Source organism: Patescibacteria group bacterium (assembly GCA_041662965.1).
Classification (GTDB): domain Bacteria; phylum Patescibacteriota; class Patescibacteriia; order Patescibacteriales; family GWC2-42-12; genus JACPHD01.
Map to the genome: position 1 here is coordinate 106,206 of JBAZRI010000001.1, position 17,167 is coordinate 123,372.

At 43.1% G+C, this 17,167-nt stretch carries 14 protein-coding genes and 1 pseudogene; all 15 read left to right on the top strand.

The genetic code is table 11. The features are described 5' to 3' along the window. Positions 1–91 precede the first annotated feature (91 nt). Complete coding sequence (gene uppS, locus WC639_00360; GenBank protein MFA6306252.1) at positions 92–802, top strand: polyprenyl diphosphate synthase; 711 nt, start codon at positions 92–94, stop codon at positions 800–802. Positions 803–882: 80 nt separating this feature from the next. Then, the gene (locus tag WC639_00365; GenBank protein MFA6306253.1) at positions 883–2,091 is read left to right on the top strand and encodes a replication-associated recombination protein A; all 1,209 of its coding nucleotides are present in this window, start codon (positions 883–885) and stop codon (positions 2,089–2,091) included. A gap of 4 nt (positions 2,092–2,095) precedes the next feature. Continuing rightward, positions 2,096–3,226, top strand: coding sequence for an NADP-dependent malic enzyme (locus WC639_00370; GenBank protein MFA6306254.1), 1,131 nt, complete (start codon positions 2,096–2,098; stop codon positions 3,224–3,226). A gap of 315 nt (positions 3,227–3,541) precedes the next feature. After that, complete coding sequence (locus WC639_00375) at positions 3,542–4,081, top strand: epoxyqueuosine reductase QueH (GenBank protein MFA6306255.1); 540 nt, start codon at positions 3,542–3,544, stop codon at positions 4,079–4,081. Between the two features lie 72 nt (positions 4,082–4,153). After that, the gene (locus WC639_00380; GenBank protein MFA6306256.1) at positions 4,154–4,483 is read left to right on the top strand and encodes a hypothetical protein; all 330 of its coding nucleotides are present in this window, start codon (positions 4,154–4,156) and stop codon (positions 4,481–4,483) included. Positions 4,484–4,685: 202 nt separating this feature from the next. Then, positions 4,686–5,099 (top strand): hypothetical protein, encoded by a 414-nt coding sequence (locus WC639_00385; protein MFA6306257.1) that lies wholly within the window; start codon positions 4,686–4,688, stop codon positions 5,097–5,099. 32 nt (positions 5,100–5,131) lie between these two features. Next, a complete protein-coding gene (locus WC639_00390; protein MFA6306258.1) occupies positions 5,132–5,893 on the top strand; it encodes a hypothetical protein in 762 nt (253 codons plus the stop codon). A gap of 30 nt (positions 5,894–5,923) precedes the next feature. Next, complete coding sequence (locus tag WC639_00395) at positions 5,924–7,075, top strand: S1C family serine protease (GenBank protein ID MFA6306259.1); 1,152 nt, start codon at positions 5,924–5,926, stop codon at positions 7,073–7,075. 242 nt (positions 7,076–7,317) lie between these two features. Further along, positions 7,318–8,469 carry a phosphoglycerate kinase gene (locus tag WC639_00400; protein MFA6306260.1) on the top strand — a complete coding sequence of 384 codons (1,152 nt, stop codon included), beginning with the start codon at positions 7,318–7,320 and terminating at the stop codon, positions 8,467–8,469. Between the two features lie 1,874 nt (positions 8,470–10,343). Further along, positions 10,344–10,493: pseudogene (locus WC639_00405) on the top strand (hypothetical protein). 46 nt (positions 10,494–10,539) lie between these two features. Next, the gene (locus WC639_00410) at positions 10,540–11,298 is read left to right on the top strand and encodes an SIMPL domain-containing protein (protein ID MFA6306261.1); all 759 of its coding nucleotides are present in this window, start codon (positions 10,540–10,542) and stop codon (positions 11,296–11,298) included. A 123-nt stretch (positions 11,299–11,421) separates the two neighbouring features. Beyond that, positions 11,422–12,681: a phosphopyruvate hydratase gene (gene eno / locus WC639_00415; protein ID MFA6306262.1), complete on the top strand. Its 1,260-nt coding sequence runs from the start codon at positions 11,422–11,424 to the stop codon at positions 12,679–12,681. A gap of 180 nt (positions 12,682–12,861) precedes the next feature. Then, positions 12,862–14,445 (top strand): 2,3-bisphosphoglycerate-independent phosphoglycerate mutase, encoded by a 1,584-nt coding sequence (gpmI, locus tag WC639_00420; GenBank protein ID MFA6306263.1) that lies wholly within the window; start codon positions 12,862–12,864, stop codon positions 14,443–14,445. Between the two features lie 22 nt (positions 14,446–14,467). After that, the gene (gene gpmI / locus WC639_00425) at positions 14,468–16,057 is read left to right on the top strand and encodes a 2,3-bisphosphoglycerate-independent phosphoglycerate mutase (GenBank protein MFA6306264.1); all 1,590 of its coding nucleotides are present in this window, start codon (positions 14,468–14,470) and stop codon (positions 16,055–16,057) included. A 5-nt stretch (positions 16,058–16,062) separates the two neighbouring features. Continuing rightward, complete coding sequence (locus tag WC639_00430) at positions 16,063–17,115, top strand: acetate/propionate family kinase (protein ID MFA6306265.1); 1,053 nt, start codon at positions 16,063–16,065, stop codon at positions 17,113–17,115. Positions 17,116–17,167: the final 52 nt, after the last annotated feature.

A 17,167-nucleotide genomic window follows, 5' to 3' on the forward strand; every position in this document is an offset into this window, starting at 1 on the left:
TGGATTGCGGATCAAGTCCGCAATGACAATAAATTGGAGATTGCTTCGTCGCCTCGTAGATGCGGGGCTCCTCGCAATGACAAATAAAAATATGCCAGATAAAACCAATCAAAAAAATATTCCGCTTCATGTCGGTATCATCATGGACGGCAACCGGCGTTGGGCGCGGGAAAGGAATTTGCCGACTTTTGAGGGGCATCTTTTAGGCTATGAAAAAATGAAGCAGGCGCCGGAATGGTTTTTCTCCCGCGGCGTAAAAATTTTATCATTTTACGCTTTTTCCACGGAAAATTGGAACCGCCAGCCGGTGGAAGTGAATTATTTAATGAAGTTACTCCAGAACGCGGTTGAAAATAATTTGCGCGCTTTGGCTAAAAAGAACGGCTATAAAATTTTAATCAGCGGGCGCTTGGAAGAATTGCCCGGAGATTTGCCGGCTAAATGCCTGGAAATAATCCAAGAAACCAAAGCCAACAATCAGGGGACTGTTAACGTCTGCTTGAATTACGGCGGGCGGGCGGAAATAGTCGACGCGGCGCGCAAGCTGATAAAAAATAAAGTTGAGCTTGAACAGGTGCACGAAGGCATGATAAAAAAATATTTATACAGCCCCGATCTGCCGGATCCGGACATAATCGTGCGCACTTCGGGCGAACAGCGGTTATCCGGCTTTTTAACCTGGCAGTCGGTTTACAGCGAATTATTTTTTATGAAAAAATATTGGCCGGATTTTGAAGAGTCGGACGCCGAAGCTGTTATAAAAGAATATGAGAATAGGAACAGAAGGCATGGAGCAAATTGAAATTCGCGGCTAAAATCCTTTCTATTTTCCGGAAGGGTTTTTTTGTTGAATAATTATGGTTATTTTGCTAAACTTTGTTCATGAATAATCAAGCTAAAACTTCGCCTTTGGCCGACCGGCTGCGGCCGGAAACTTTAGAGGAATTTTTAGGCCAGGAAGAGATTGTCGGCCAGGGGAAAATGCTTAGGCAGGCCATAGAAGCGGATAAGGCGCCGTCGATGATTTTTTGGGGGCCGCCGGGCTCGGGCAAAACCACCTTGGCTTATATTATCGCTAAACATACCAAAGCGGAATTTATCAGGTTCAGCGCGGTAACCAGCGGGGTGAAAGATTTAAAAGAGGTGATTAAAAAGGCCAGAGCCAACGCCATTGAAGACAGGAAAACCGTTTTATTCATTGACGAAATCCACCGCTGGAACAAAGCCCAGCAGGACGCGCTTTTGCCCCATGTGGAAAAAGGAGTAATAACTTTAATCGGCGCCACTACGGAAAATCCCAGCTTTGAAGTGCGCGGGGCTTTATTGTCGCGCTGCCGCGTGTTTGTTTTAAAGCAATTAAGCGCCGAGCAAATTGGAGAAATTATCAAGAATGCGCTTAAAGATAAATTAAAAGGGCTGGGCGAAGCGGCCGTAAAAATAAGCGCTGAAACCATAAATATGCTGGCGCTGATGTCTAACGGCGACGCGCGCACGGCCTTGAATGTTTTGGAATATGCGGCCGCGCTGGACGCCGATATCACCGCCGACATTATCAAGCAAGCTTTTCAAAAATCATATTTGCTTTATGATAAAGACGGGGAAGAGCATTATAATATAATTTCAGCTTTGCATAAAGCCTTGCGCGGCTCGGACGCGGACGCGGCGCTGTATTGGCTGGCGCGCATGCTGGAAGCCGGCGAAGATCCGCTTTATATAGCGCGGCGCTTAGTGCGCTTCGCTTCCGAGGATATCGGCTTGGCTAATTCGCGCGCTTTAGAGCAAGCCGTGGCCGCCTATCAAGCCTGCCATTTCATCGGCCTGCCAGAATGCAATGTTATTTTAGCCCAGGCCGTTGTTTATCTGGCTAAGTGCGAAAAGTCTAATGAACTTTATACGGCTTACAATCAGGCGGCGCATGACGTCCATGAATTAGGCAATCTGCCCGTGCCTTTGCATATCCGCAACGCGCCGACCAAATTAATGAAAGATTTAAATTACGGCAAAGATTATAAATATTCGCCTGACTACGGCTATAAAGAAAAGCAGGAGTATTTGCCGGAAAAGCTGAAAAATAAAAAATATTTAAAATAAAATTATGGATTATTCTAAACCATCAATCGCTCTGCATAAAAAATTCAGAGGGAAAATTGAAATCAAAGCGAAAATCAAGCTAAAAACCAAAGATGATTTGTCGCTGGCTTATACGCCGGGCGTGGCCGCGGTGTCTTCGGCTATCGGCCGGGATAAAAAATTATCCTGGCAATTAACCAACCGCGCCAATCAGGTCGCGATCGTTACTGACGGCACGGCGATTTTAGGCTTGGGCGATTTAGGGCCGGAAGCGGCCATGCCGGTTATGGAAGGCAAGTCGGCGATTTTTAAAGAGTTTGCCGATATTGACGCGGTGCCGCTATGCATCAATACGACCGACACGGAAGAAATTATTAATTTTTGCAAGCAGATTGAGCCGAGCTTCGGCGGCATAAATCTAGAAGATATTTCGGCTCCGCGCTGTTTTGAAATTTTGGAGCGGCTGGAAAAAGAATTGTCCATTCCGGTTTTTCATGACGATCAGGACGGCACGGCCATCGTGGTTTTAGCCGCTTTGATTAATGCCTGTAAAGTCATGGGCAAAGCCATGAAAAATTTGCGGATCGTCATAAACGGCGCCGGCGCGGCCGGCATCGCGGCGGCGCGCTTGCTTTTAGCGGTTGGCGTTAGCGATTTGATTTTACTGGACAGCCAAGGCATAATTTGCGCCGGCAGAGAAAATTTAAATCCGATTAAATGCAAGTTCGCTTTAAAGACTAATAAGAAGAAAATTAACGGCGGTTTGGCCGACGCTTTGCTCGGCGCCGATGTTTTTATAGGCCTGTCCAAGCCGAATTTAGTGACCGCGGCCATGGTTAAATCAATGAACCCGGAGCCGATTATTTTCGCCATGGCTAATCCTACGCCGGAAATTATGCCCGACTTGGCTATAAAAGCTGGAGCCGGCATAGTTGGCACCGGCCGATCGGATTTTCCCAATCAGATTAACAACGCTTTGGTTTTTCCCGGAATTTTCCGCGGCCTGCTAGACAACCGGGTAAAACAGGTAACGACTAAAATAAAAATTAAAGCGGCTCTGGCTTTGGCCGGCGTCATTAAGCCGAGTAAAAATCAGATTTTGCCTTTGATTACGGATAAGAAAGTGGTCAAAGCCATAGCTAAAGCGGTGAGATAAACATAATTTGTCATTGCGGCCACCGAGCCGCAATCTAGTAATTAGCCGCAGGAAGATGAAACCCAATCCAACCGATTTACCTATTACTCATTTGAACATTTATTTATGCCTGTTTATATATATTATCATCCTGTCGCTCCGCTAGGGTTACTTTCTTATAACTAAGAAAGTAACCAAACCTGCCTGCCGGTAGGCAGGGAAGTTTTGGGGTGCCTCAATTGGCTATCACGCCAATTAATCTTCCTGCTGTAAGCCATGTCGCCAATTCGTCACCCCAAACCCCAAGGTGATTTTAATTTATTTATTGAATTATATATGGAAAAGCCCAAACTTCTGCTTCATATCTGCTGCGTCGGCTGCGGCGTTTATGTCAGCCGGCAGCTTAAGCAGGATTATGATGTAATACTGTTTTTTTATAATCCCAATATTTGGCCGGAAGAAGAATATAAAAAGAGATTGGCCGAAGCGGAAAAAATAGCCGAACAATTTAATTTGGAGTTGATTAAAGGCGAGTATGAACATGATAAATGGCTTAAGGCGGCGCGCGGGCATGAAAGCGATCCGGAAAAAGGCCAGCGCTGCTTAATCTGCTATAAGTTCAGATTAGGCGCGGCCGCGGCCATGGCTAAAAAAATAAACTGCGCTTATCTGGCAACCACTCTGACCACCAGCCCGCATAAAGACGCTTCGGCTATAAATAAAATCGGCGAGCAGGCGGCCGGGGAATACGGCTTGAAATTTTTAGCCGGCGATTTTAAAAAGCAAGACGGCTTTAAAAAATCAGCCGCGCTCGCCAAAGAACTAAATTTATACCGCCAGAATTATTGCGGCTGTGAATTCAGCCGTAAGGAATAATAAGTTATAATTTGTCTTTCAGCGGTTTTTTATGTTATAATTTAAGGAGTTTTATATATAATACATAATTCTATGCTACCAGAAAAATGGCAGGAAATAGTCGGCAACATTAAAGACAATTTTAAAGTTGAAGAGAGCGGCAGCGAGCATCTTAACGACGAAGGCGGCGCGGATGTTGAATATATAGTTTTTAACGGCCCTTTGGGCAGAATGAGATTGGAGTTTGTTTCCAAACCGGTAATTTTAGATAAAAAAACCAAATATTCAAACCGCATCGGTTCGGAAACGGTAATTGATTATATCTACAGCCCGGATGAAAAATCCCATAAATTAAAAGCCTATAAATGGGATGAGGCGGTAAACGATTGGCTGGAAATGGAAGCTAAAAAGTTTGATTTATAAAAGCTTTAAAAACTTTTTTAGAAAAAGTTTTTCCCCCTCCGGGGATAAATAATATTTTCAAAAAATATATTGTATCAAATAAAATTTTATAGCGGGCAAACCTGCCTGCCGGTAGGCAGGGCCCTACGGCCATAAAATTTTAATTTGATGATTTCCGACTTTAAAAACTTTTTCCCCGATGAGCGGGATAAACAAAAAATATATGGACAAAAAACAAGTCACCTTGATTTTTCTGTTAGCGATTTTATTTGCACTGGTTTTGTATTTAATTTTTACTTCAGGATCAATCAAAGAGGCGGGTAAGCCCGCGGAGCAGACAAAGCAGGATAATTCCGCTTTGCTGGAAAACGATTATAAGCTAAAGGCTAAAGAATTTTTTACGGCTTTTGAAAATTTAATCAAGGACAGCAGTTTTACCGAAGAAAACATTACGGAATTGAAAAATAAATTGTTAAGCTTAAAAGTGCCGGTAAAATTTAAAGAGCTGCACATACAATTTGTCTTGGCTTTGACTAAAATGGAAAATTATTTCAGGCAAAAAGACGAGCAGGAAAAAAGCAATAGCTTGCAGGCGGTTAACCAGCTAAAGGCTGACTATAGCTGGTTAAATAAATAAGCCATAAATTTTTTATTTGATAGAATATTTACATGAAATTAAATCGTCTTCTGCCATTAATTATACCTTTAGCGGTTTATGCTTTGGCTGAAATGTATTTTTTTTATCCCAAGCTGATTTATCTGGCCGTTGTTTTAATAAATTTGTTGATATTTTTCGCGGTTTGGCAGTTTTGCCGGGCGAGCCAAGTTGATAAAGAGTGGTGGAATTATTTAATCTTGCCGGCCGTTATGTCTACGGCCGTTATGGCCTACTCGGTTTTTTTAAGCTCTAAAGCGGCGATTCAGCTGCTGTTTATTTTAAATTTGGTGTTTTTGTATTTTTATTTGCGCTATATTTATTATTATCTTTTAAGCCCGAGCCAATACGAAATTTTCAGCATAGAGAATTTTTCTTCTTACGTTAGCTGGTTCAGTTTTTTTCTTTTTTCGGCCACGATATACGGCTTACAGTCATTTTTAAATTTACCGATTTTCCGCCTGGCGTTAATTATGCTAGCCGTAGCGGCTTTAATCGTTTATCAGGTTATCTGGGTGAATAAGATTGATTTTAAAAAAGGTTTGCCCTATATTTTAATTAGTTGTTTTATTTTAGTTGAATTATGCTGGTCAATTTCTTTTTTGCCTTTTAATTATAATATTTCCGGGCTTTGCCTGGCTATTTGCTTTTACGTGATTATCGGCCTGATTAAAAACCATTTGCTTGATAAATTGGATATGGCCAGAATAAAAATGTATTTAATTTTAGGGTCAGCCAGTTTATTATTAATATTATTCACGGCCCGGTGGCTTTAGCGCGTTTTAATAATTAATTTTTTTAAAGCTATGAATTATATAAAAGAATTTTTTAAAAAACATAAATTTGTTTTTCTGGCGGTAATTATTTTAATTTTAGGAATTGGCGGCGGCTTATTCGGCGATATAATCGCTAAGTCTTATTTGTTCGACGCCTCGTCTGGTTTTTCTTTCGGTAATTTTGATTTTTCCCAGGGGCAATTCAGGGATCAGGGCATAGTAATCAGCAATGCTAAAAATGTTATCGTGCAAGAGGACGTAAAAATAGAAGAAACCATTAATTCGGTTGGCGCCAGCCTGGCCGGCATTTATAAAAAGCAGAAACTTATTAAGTCAAGCAATGTTTTTTCTCCGAATAATTTTTATAAAATAAGCGACGCGGCCGGGCAGGGCTTTATCATAACTTCGGACGGCTGGATAGTAACTACCTTAGCGCTGGATAAAATCTACGCCGATTATGTGGTTATTACCAAAGATAAAAAAATATACCAGATTGACAAAGCCGTTAGCGACAGTGCTACCGGATTTAATTTTATTCATGTCGCGGCCAGAGATTTCCCGGTGAGGAAATTCGCGGCCAAGCAGGATATTAAGAGAGGCAATTCAACTGTTAGCGTAAATTGGCTGGAATTAAGCTGGGTTTCTTCAGTTCTCGGATTTAAAGAAAAAAGCGGGCTCGTAGAGTCAAGCGATAATTTTTCCACCAAGTTAATTTTAAATAATGGCGTGCCGGAGGAGTTTAAAGGTTCGGTTGTTTTTAATTTGGCCGGCGACGCTTTAGGAATAGTTGACGCCAAAGGAGAAATTGAGCCTATGGCGCATTTGGCGGCCGTGGTTAATAGTTTGTTTAAAAATAAAGCTATAATCAGGCCGAGTCTGGGAATTAATTATATTAATTTAGCGCTATTTGTCGCTATAGATGAGCAAAATAATTATTGGCAGAAGGGCGTAATTATCTATAAAGATCAAAAAGGCATCGCGGTTAAAAAAGGCAGTCCGGCGGCTTTGGCCGGTTTGCGCGAGCAGGATATTATAATTTCGGTTGATAATGTTAATCTTGATAAAAGCAACGGTTTGGCGGATATTATTCAGAGCCGCGCGGCCGGAGATAAAATCAATTTAGTGATTATGCGCGATGGCGTTCAAAAAGAAGTTGAAGTTGTTTTAGCGGAGCAGAAATAGAAAAAAGCGATAAATCACAGCCTGCTTAGCCTAAGTTACGCAGGTTTTTATTTTAAGCGGTTTATGTTATAATAATGAGTATTAGATACGACATTTTAGCTTACACAAAATTTATTAAATTTTCTACTGCGCCTGCCTGCCGGTAGGCAGGGAACTCGTCCGCCTATTGGCGTCCTCAAACAGTCCTCGCACGAAAATTTAACAAATTTTGTGTAAGCAATCGATGGTAAGTAATAGTGTTTATGAAGATAAAATCCATTAGAAATGTTAAAAATTTGGCGGGCAAGGCTGTTTTATTGCGCGCTGACTTGAACGTGCCGATGAAAAATCGCCTGATTAAGAGCGAATATAAAATTGTAGCGACGCTACCTACCATCCGCTATTTATTAAGGCATAACTCAAAAATAATCATCGCTACCCACATGGATAAGGATAATTCGGCTAAACCGGCGGCTAAAAGATTAGCCGAGCTTCTAAATAAGAAGATACTATTCCTTAATGACTGCGCCGGCAGAAAAGCCAAAGAAGCCGCGGGGAAAATGGAAAATAGGGACATAATTTTTTTGGAAAATTTGCGCTTTAATCCGGGCGAGGAAGAAAATGATAAAAAATTCGCCAGGGAGCTGGCCGGCTTGGCTGATATTTACGTCAACGATTCTTTCGGCGTTGACCACCGCGACCACGCCTCGCTTAGCGCCATTAAAAAATATCTGCCTAGTTACGCCGGCCTGCTTTTAGAAAAAGAAATTTTAAATTTGCATAAAATTTTAGAGCCTAAAGAGCCTTTGATTGCCATAATCGGCGGCGCTAAAATCCAGACTAAAATTTCCTTGATAAAAAAATTAGCTAAAAAATCCTACCGGGTTTTAATCGGCGGCGCTTTGGCTAATAATTTTATCGCCGCCCATGGTTTTAAAATCGGCAAGTCGCTCGCCGATAAAGCCAGCATAAAAATAGCGGCCGAGCTGGCTAAAAAATATAAAAATATCCTTTTGCCGGTTGACGTTATCGTGGCTAAAAAAATTAACAGTAAAAACGCGGAAGTTAAGCCGGTCAACCAGGTAGCTAAAGACGATATTATTTTAGATATCGGGCCGCGGACGGTTAAATTATTCGTAAATTTTATCAGGCAGGCCAACACCATAATTTGGAACGGCCCGCTGGGCTATTTTGAAAATGAGCATTTTAAGCACGGCACTTTGTCCATCGCCCGCTTCGTGGCCGCCCGCTCCACCGGTTCGGCTTTCGGCGCGGTCGGCGGCGGCGAAACCATTGAAGCGCTGAAGCTTACTAAAATGGATCATTATATTGACTGGATTTCCACCGGCGGGGGAGCCATGCTGGCTTATTTAAGCGGCGAGAAGATGCCCGGGCTCAAAGGGATTGTGAAATAATTTTTTTTAAAATATTTATTAATTAAAAAAAGTTTATGAAAAAATTAAAGTTCGGAAAAATGTTCGTGGCTATAACTTTTTTTATCATAACAAGCGTTGTTGGTATTTTAAGCGTTTTGTCAGTTAAAGCGACCGATGATCTCTCTTGCGCTCAAGTTATTACTCCGGCTCAAAATTCCACAACCGGTGAATGTAAAGATTTTTCTACTCCTTGCGATGTACCGGTCGGATGGAACAAGGTAGAAAGTTGTCCGATTTCTTCGGATAAATTAACTATTACTGTCCTTTCGCCGAACGGCGGGGAAACATGGGCAAAAGGAACAAAACAGACGATTAAGTGGCAAGACAACACGCCCACGCCGACATGTACCAACTCAACCTCTTCTGGTATTTCCTCAACTTGCGCTGATAATGCGCGTTTGTATGATATCAATCTAGTCACTTATTCCTCGCCTTGCCCGGCAGGTATGGCTTGCGTGCAATCTGCTTCCGCTATCTACAAAATTGTTAAAAATATTTCTGTCAACTATTACAATTGGATTATTGGCGCGATTCAAGAACTATCCGACGGACTTGTTCCTGAAGGTTCTTATACCATTCAAGTTTGCCAGTCTGGCACTTCAACTTGCGACTCAAGCGATAGCTATTTTAAGATTGCCGATCAGCCGAAGGTATGTGCTGCTTGTGTCGGTGGAGCAGATACCGGGAAGACAGATGCAAATGGTTGCCCAATTTATTTATGTCCGGGGCAAACATGTGGTGTGCCTGTCTGCAAAGATGGTTCCAAACTTTATGATACCGGAAAAATAAACTCTTTTGGCTGTATAATTCATGAGTGCGTAAGCCAAACTTGCAGCAGGCCTGTCTGTGATGGCGGCAATTTTATCAATACAGGAAAAGTAGATTCAAGCGGCTGTACGGTTTATTCATGCCAAGAAACTAATGTTATTTCCGAAAAGGTGAAATGTTGGTTTAAAGGCTCGCAAACCGAACAAAAGTGTTATGCCGCGGTTGATAATGATGGCCTTAGTTGCTCCGGCAAAGAATCTTGCATTATGGATGTTGTTAGAACTAAAGGAGAAAAAATAACCTGGAAAAGTTCTTGCGGCGGTTATGCCTATACGACGATGGATGGAACCGGCGGATATGATGGGCGCGGTGAGTATGCGGAATTTAATTGCGTCCCTGCCGCCATTCCCTCTGATGTTTCTACCCTTCCTGCTACCACCAAAGTCCAGGCTCCAACCGCAACTCCTAAAATAACGGAAAATAAAGTAGAAATAATTGAAATGAAATATATAGCCAAAGACATGGCTGACGACAAATACGACTCTATTCTTTCCGAGCTTAAACAGCTTCGCAATATCGTTAAAGAACAGCAGAATGAAATTAAATATTTAAAATCATTAGCCAGCGATTTAAAAGATTTATCGGAAAAAATGAAAAATGCGATTAATGATTTTATTACTTACGGCGTTGACGCTAATACGGTGAAGCTGGGCGCCGGCGAGAGGGCGGCGGTTATTAATTCTTATAAAGCGGCCTTCGCAAAATTACCGGAAACCGAAGCTGAATTAACCGATGCCATTAAAATCGCCAATGGCCGATTTCCGTCATTGATCAGCGATAAAGCCGAGAAAGCGGCTAAAGAGCAGTTTATTAAAATTTATAAGAGAGTTCCGGATTTAAATGATCCTAAAGATAATGTCGCTATTAAAGTTATGGCTTACGGGCTAAGGCAGAAAGCGGAAAACAGGAATTTAAACAGCGAAAAGTCCGGCATTAAAACTTTCAAGAGTATCTACGGCTATACGCCGAAAACCACCGAAGATTGGAACACCATGCAAGCCATTACTTATTCAGGCGCGGCTCGCGAGAAAGATTCTGACGGCGATTTATTGTCCGACGAGATGGAAGCGCAATATGGAACTAATCCGAACAAAGCCGATACCGACGGCGACGGCTTTAAAGACGGCGCAGAAGTGAACGGCGGCTTTAATCCGAAAGGAGAAGGCAAGTTATAATTTTAATGAATAATAATTAACGTGGGGCTAGCACCCCTTAAAATCTATGATTCCCAACAAAATCGTAACAATTTTCATCGGCGTTTTTTTAACGCTCGGTACAATTTATCTGGGTATTTTAAGCTGGAACGCGGTTAAGTCCCATGATTATATCGGCGTCAGTCCTAAAGAAAGCCATTCTTTTTATATTACCGGCGAAGGCAAGGTGACCGGCGTGCCTGACATAGCTAAAATTCAGCTGGGCTACAGCGTGGAAAAACCGACCGTGGCCGCGGCGCAAAAAGATAACAGCGATAAAATGAACGCCATGATAGACAAGCTGAAAAAAGATTTTCAAATTGACGTTAAAGACATCCAGACCGCCAATTATTATATTTCGCCACAGTATGACTGGAATGACAGCAAACAAACTTTAAGGAGCTATTTAGTCAGCCAGAGTTTAAATGTTAAATTAAGGCAGATGGATAAAGTTTCCAAAATCATTGAAGCCGCCGGTTCAATCGGCTTAAACCAGGTTGGCAATCTAAGCTTTGAGATTGATAATCCGGAAAAATTAAAGCAAGAAGCCCGCGAGAAAGCTTTGGCGCAGGCCAAAGAAAAAGCCGAAGCTTTGGCTAAGGTGGTCGGCGTTAAACTGGGTAAAGTCATTTCTTTCAGCGAATCAGCCAACGACAGCCAGCCGGTGCCGCTCTACGCCATGGATAAAGCGGCGGCAGGCATGGGCGGCGGCGGAACCGCGCCCGCGGTTGAAGCCGGCAGCAATGAGATCACGATATTCGCTACGGTGCAGTATGAGATATTATAAACCTTTAAAAACTTTTTTTAAAAAAGTTTTTAATATTTTCAAAAAATATAAGGTATCAAATAAAAATTTTATAGCGTGCAAAGCCCTACGGCCATAAAATTTTTATTTGATTACAAATGATGTATGCCTAAAATAAAAAAAATTACGGCCCGCGAAATTTTGGATTCGCGCGGCAATCCGACGGTGGAAACTTGCGTCTGGCTGGATAATGGCGCGCGCCTTAAGGCTAGCGTGCCTTCGGGCGCTTCTACGGGCGCGCATGAAGCCGTGGAATTGCGCGACGGCGATAAGGCCAGATACGGCGGACTGGGAGTTTTAGACGCGGTTAAAAATGTTGAGCAGAAAATCGCGCCGAAATTAATCGGCCTGGAAGCCGGCGATCAGGAAAAAATTGATGATTTAATGGTAAAGCTGGACGGCACGGAAAATAAAAGCAAGCTGGGCGCTAACGCTATTTTATCCGTATCGCTGGCTTGCGCTCGCGCCGGCGCTTTGGCTTTGGACGTTGAGTTATATGAATATATAAGCAAAAGCTATGCCTTAGGCATAACACGCTATACTCTGCCCACGCCTTGCTTTAACATTTTTAACGGCGGCAAGCACGCGGATACTAATTTGGATTTTCAGGAGTTTATGATTATTCCGGTTTTGGACGCCAGCTTTAAGGAAAAGGTCAGAATCGGCGCGGAAATTTTTCACTCTTTGGGCCAGGTTTTAAAAAGGGCCGGTTTTGACACTGACGTCGGCAACGAAGGCGGCTACGCGCCTGACATAGTTTCTTCCATCCAGGCCATTGAATTAATCATGGCCGCGGCCCTAAAAGCCGGGTTTAAGCCGGGAAGCCAAATCGCTTTGGGCGTAGACGTCGGCTCGTCCCAGCTTTATAACAAAGCTGACGGCAAATATATTTTTAAATTAGACCGAGCCAGCTTTACCGCGGCTACCTTAACCGGCTTGTATTACGAGTGGTTCAGAAAATATCCGATTATTTACATTGAAGACGGTTTGGCCGAAGATGATTGGGCCGGCTGGCGGGAGTTAAATAAAGAGCTGGGATCAAACGTTATGCTGGTCGGCGATGATTTGTTCGTAACCAATCTTGAGCGTTTAAGGCAAGGGCTAAAAGAGCGCGCGGCCAACGCTATTTTAATCAAGCCCAATCAGGTCGGAACTTTAACTGAAACCATTAATTGCGTTAAGCTGGCTAAAAAACATAATTATAAAATCATCGTCTCCCATAGAAGCGGCGAAACCACGGATGACTTTATCGCTGATTTGGCCGTGGCGGCCGGCGCTGATTATATTAAAGCCGGCTCGCTCGCTCGTGGCGAAAGAGTGGCGAAATACAATCGGCTGATGGAAATTGAAGATGGATTAAAATGACAAATAAATTCTATAATTGTCATTGCGAGAAGCCCTGTACTCAGGGCGACGAAGCAATCTAACGTACTATTTATTATAATTACAGATTGTTTCTGCAATAAAGATTTATTTTATTTAAACTGTTTGTGAGATTGCTTCACCCCGAGTACGGGGTTCGCAATGACAGATTTTACGTTTTTTATGCCTAAACAAGAAAAATCAGATAAACCGTTAAAAAATATCCTGCCCATGATTCTCGTCATCCTTGACGGCTGGGGCCTGGCCGCGGCGAATAAAGGCAATGCTATTTTTTTATCTAAAACTCCGACCATGGACGGCCTAATAAAGAAGTATCCGAATACCAAGATTTACGCCCATGGCAAATACGTCGGACTGCCCGGATTCCAATCAGGCAACAGCGAAGCCGGCCATATGAATATCGGCGCCGGACGCGTAGTTGAGCAGGACGCGGTTAAAATTTCCAAGAGCATTAATGACGGCACTTTTTTAAAGAATGCCGGTTTTATTGAGGCAATCAGGCATGTTAAAAAAAATAAAAGCCGGCTCCATTTAATGGGCATGATTTCCAACGGCATGAGCGCGCATAGCGATCCGGATCATTTATTGGCCTTAATGTCTTTAGCCAGAGAAAAAGGCGTGGGAGAAGTTTATCTGCATTTGTTTACCGATGGCCGGGATTCGCCGAAATATGTTTCGTTAAAATTGATCGCGGATATTCAAAAAGCCTTTAAAAACGGCGAAGCCATCGCTACGGTTATGGGCAGATTTTACGCCATGGACAGAAAAAAGGCTTGGGAAAGGACTAAAGAAGCTTATGATGCCCTGGTTGACGGCGCGGGCAGAAAAGCCGAAAGCGCCCAGGCGGCCATAACCGAGAGCTATAACAGGGGCGAAAGCGATGAGTTTGTTGAACCGTATATTATTATGAAAGACGGCCGGCCTTTGCCGAGGATAGCTTCGGGCGATAGCGTGATATTTTTTAATTTAAGGTCCGACCGGGCCAGGCAGTTAGCCAAATTTTTTGTGCAAAAAGACCTTTGCGAGCTTAATAAGTCCTGCTTTACCAGAAAAAAATTTCTTAAGGATTTATTGTTTGTGGCCATGACTGATTTTGGGCCGGATTTAGACAGCATTTTAACCGCTTTCCCGTCGGCTGATTTAAAAAAGACTTTGCCGATGCAGCTTAAGGATTTAAGGCAGCTGTATATCGCGGAAACGGAAAAATACGCCCATGTGACTTATTTTTTTAATGGCGGCTTTGCCGATCCGGTTAACGGCGAAGCCAGGCGGGTTATTCCTTCGCCTGACGTAAAATCATATGATGCCACCCCGGCCATGAGTTCAAACGGCTTGACTAAAGAGATATTGGATAATTTAGCTAAAAAAAAGTACGATTTTACGGTTTTGAATTTTGCTGCGCCGGATATGATCGGCCATACGGGTAATTTATCCGCCGGCATAGAATGCTGCCATGAGGTTGATAAATGTTTGGGAGAAATCGTGAAAGCTTATTTACGAGCGAGCGGCACTATTCTTATAACCGCGGATCATGGCAATATTGAAGAGATGGTTAATTTAAAAACTGGAGAAATAGATACCGAGCATTCAAGCAACCAAGTGCCGTTTATAGCGGTAAATAAAAATATGGCCGCTAAGGCTAAATTAAGAAGCAACGGAGTCTTGGCCGATGTCGCGCCGACAATATTAAAATTACTGGGTTTTGATCAGCCGGAAGAAATGACCGGACAGAGCTTAATAAAATAATTTTCAATTTCAAAAAACATTTATGGCAGAAAAAAAACAACAAGCGCGACCTAAACCGGTAGTTTTAATGGTTCTTGACGGCTGGGGCATAGCTAATCCCTATACCGGCAACGCTATCAGCCAAGCCAATACACCAAATATAAAAAGTTACATCGCTAAGTATCCGGCCATGGCTTTAGTGGCTTCCGGCGAAGGAGTCGGTTTGCCATGGGGAGAGTCGGGCAATAGCGAAGTCGGCCATTTGAATTTAGGCTTAGGCAGAATTTTATACCAGAATCTTCCCAGGATCAATAAAGCTATCGCCGACCGCAATTTTTATAAAAATAAAATTTTACTCAAGGCGATTGATCATGTTAAAAATAATAAATCAAAATTGCATTTTCTCGGCTTGGCTTCCAACGGCTGCGTTCATTCTTCGCTGGAGCATCTTCAGGCTTTAATCGCTTTAGCGGCGGAAAAGCAAGTTAATGAATTTTATGTTCATGCGATTTTAGACGGCAGAGACACGCAGTTTAATTCCGGTTTGAATTTTATTAAAGAAGTGGAGGCGTCTCTAGCCGGAACTAAAGGCAAAATCGCTTCTCTCCATGGCCGGTTTTACGCTATGGATCGGGATAATCACTGGGATAGGACGATTAAATCGTATGAAGCTATGGCGCTAGGCGCGGGTGAAAAAAGCGAGTCGGCGGAGAAAGCGGTTGAAGCCAGTTATGAAAAAAAGATATATGACGAGGAGTTTATGCCGACGGTCATAACCGCGGACGGCAAGCCGCTGGCTAAAATTGAAGACGGCGACGCGGTAATATTTTTTAATTACCGCCCTGACCGGGCGCGAGCGCTTACCAAAGCTTTTGTTTTGCCGGGCTTTGAAAAGTTTAAGCGTAAAAAATATTTGAATATTCTTTTCGCCACCTTCGCCGAATATGAAAAAAATTTGCCGGTGGAAGTGGTTTTCCCTCCGGAAGTTTTAAAAAATACTTTGGGCGAAGTTTTGTCCGGCGCCGGCTTAAAGCAGCTGCGGATCGCGGAAACGGAAAAATACGCCCACGTGACTTATTTTTTTAACGGCGGCCGCGAAACAAAGTCCGAAGGCGAGGACCAGATATTGGTTCCGTCCCCGGCCGTGCCGAGCTATGACCTTAAGCCGGAGATGTCGGCTTTGGAAGTGACCGATAAAGTGATTAAGGCGATTGAAGAGGACAATTACGATTTTATTTTATTGAATTTCGCCAATACCGACATGGTAGGGCATACGGGCAATTTAAACGCGACTATCAAGGCGGTTGAGGCGGTTGATAAATGCGTCGGCAAAATTGTTAATACGGTTTTAGGCAAAAGCGGCTTGTTGTTTATTACGGCTGATCATGGCAATGCTGAAGGACTGTTTAATATGCAAACCGGGCAAATTGATAAAGAGCATTCGGCCAATCCGGTGCCGTTTTTGATTATCGGCAAAGATTACGAAGGTAAAAGCTTGTCTTTGCCCGACGCGCCCGGCGGCGATTTAAGCCTGCTTCAGCCCCAGGGCATGCTGTCCGACGTGGCGCCGACGGTTCTTAAGGCCATGGGGTTGGAAAAACCAAGCGAGATGACAGGGAGAAGTTTAATATAATTTTTATGTCTATTTTAGTTATAAATTCCGGCTCAACCTCGGTTAAATATAAATTGTTCGCTGGCGATGAAACGGAAATTAAGCAGGGAGAAATCACCGGCGTTACCGATCATCAAGCGGCGTTAAAGCAAGTTTTAAGGGATGTCGGCGGGCTGCAGGATTTAGAGGCGGTCGGCCATCGGATAGTGCATGGCGGGCATAAATTTTTTAAACCGCTGGTAATAAACCAAGATAATTTTTTGGAATTAGAGCAGTTTAATAATCTGGCGCCTTTGCATAATCCTTATAATTTAGCCGGCATTAAAGCGGCGGTTGGATATCTGCCGCAAATTAAGCAGGTGGCGGTTTTTGATACGGCTTTTTACGCTGATTTGCCGGAGATTTCCCGCCTTTACGCCCTGCCTAAAGAAATAAGCGAAAAATATAAAATTTATCGCTACGGCTTTCACGGCACTTCGCATAAATACGCTATGCAGGAAAGCGCTAAACTGCTTAAAACGGAAGTTAGTAAAATCAGTTTAATCAGCTGCCATTTGGGCGGCGGCTGGTCAATTACGGCCATAAAAAACGGCCGGCCGATTGACACTTCTATGGGCCTGACTCCGCTTGAGGGTTTAGTGATGATGACCAGGGCCGGAGATATTGACCCGGGAATAATTTTTAAGCTTTTGGAAGAAATGCCGGAAGAGATAAACCGGGATAAGCTAGCCATGGTTTATGATTTATTGAATAAGCAGTCGGGCATCAAAGGCTTGTCCGGCGTTAATGATTTCCAGCAGTTGCTTAAAATGGTGTCGCTCGGCAGCCAAGAAGCTAATCTGGCTTTTGATTTAGCTATTAACCGTTTAATAAAATATATCGGCGCTTACTGGACCGAGCTGGAAGGCAAAGCCCAGGCGATTGTTTTTACCGGGGCTATAGGCGCCGGCAATCCGCTGACGCGCAACCAAGTGATGAAAAAAATAAAATGCTTGGGCAAATTGCCGATGCTGGCGGTTAAAACCAATGAGGAGCTGATGATAATGAGAGAAGTAAAAGAATTGATTGGTAATCATTGATAATGGCAGTAGGCAAAGGTTTGGCTTTGTAATTTTTCTCGTTGCGGAACTC

Excerpts from the sequence above, each read along its gene's own strand:
- WC639_00400 (MFA6306260.1), top strand. The coding sequence starts at position 7,318 with ATGAAGATAAAATCCATTAGAAATGTTAAAAATTTGGCGGGCAAGGCT.
- WC639_00385 (MFA6306257.1), top strand. The coding sequence starts at position 4,686 with ATGGACAAAAAACAAGTCACCTTGATTTTTCTGTTAGCGATTTTATTT.
- WC639_00375 (MFA6306255.1), top strand. The coding sequence starts at position 3,542 with ATGGAAAAGCCCAAACTTCTGCTTCATATCTGCTGCGTCGGCTGCGGC.
- WC639_00395 (MFA6306259.1), top strand. The coding sequence starts at position 5,924 with ATGAATTATATAAAAGAATTTTTTAAAAAACATAAATTTGTTTTTCTG.
- gpmI (MFA6306263.1), top strand. The coding sequence starts at position 12,862 with ATGCCTAAACAAGAAAAATCAGATAAACCGTTAAAAAATATCCTGCCC.
- WC639_00370 (MFA6306254.1), top strand. The coding sequence starts at position 2,096 with ATGGATTATTCTAAACCATCAATCGCTCTGCATAAAAAATTCAGAGGG.
- WC639_00430 (MFA6306265.1), top strand. The coding sequence starts at position 16,063 with ATGTCTATTTTAGTTATAAATTCCGGCTCAACCTCGGTTAAATATAAA.
- WC639_00410 (MFA6306261.1), top strand. The coding sequence starts at position 10,540 with ATGATTCCCAACAAAATCGTAACAATTTTCATCGGCGTTTTTTTAACG.
- eno (MFA6306262.1), top strand. The coding sequence starts at position 11,422 with ATGCCTAAAATAAAAAAAATTACGGCCCGCGAAATTTTGGATTCGCGC.
- uppS (MFA6306252.1), top strand. The coding sequence starts at position 92 with ATGCCAGATAAAACCAATCAAAAAAATATTCCGCTTCATGTCGGTATC.
- WC639_00380 (MFA6306256.1), top strand. The coding sequence starts at position 4,154 with ATGCTACCAGAAAAATGGCAGGAAATAGTCGGCAACATTAAAGACAAT.
- WC639_00390 (MFA6306258.1), top strand. The coding sequence starts at position 5,132 with ATGAAATTAAATCGTCTTCTGCCATTAATTATACCTTTAGCGGTTTAT.
- gpmI (MFA6306264.1), top strand. The coding sequence starts at position 14,468 with ATGGCAGAAAAAAAACAACAAGCGCGACCTAAACCGGTAGTTTTAATG.
- WC639_00365 (MFA6306253.1), top strand. The coding sequence starts at position 883 with ATGAATAATCAAGCTAAAACTTCGCCTTTGGCCGACCGGCTGCGGCCG.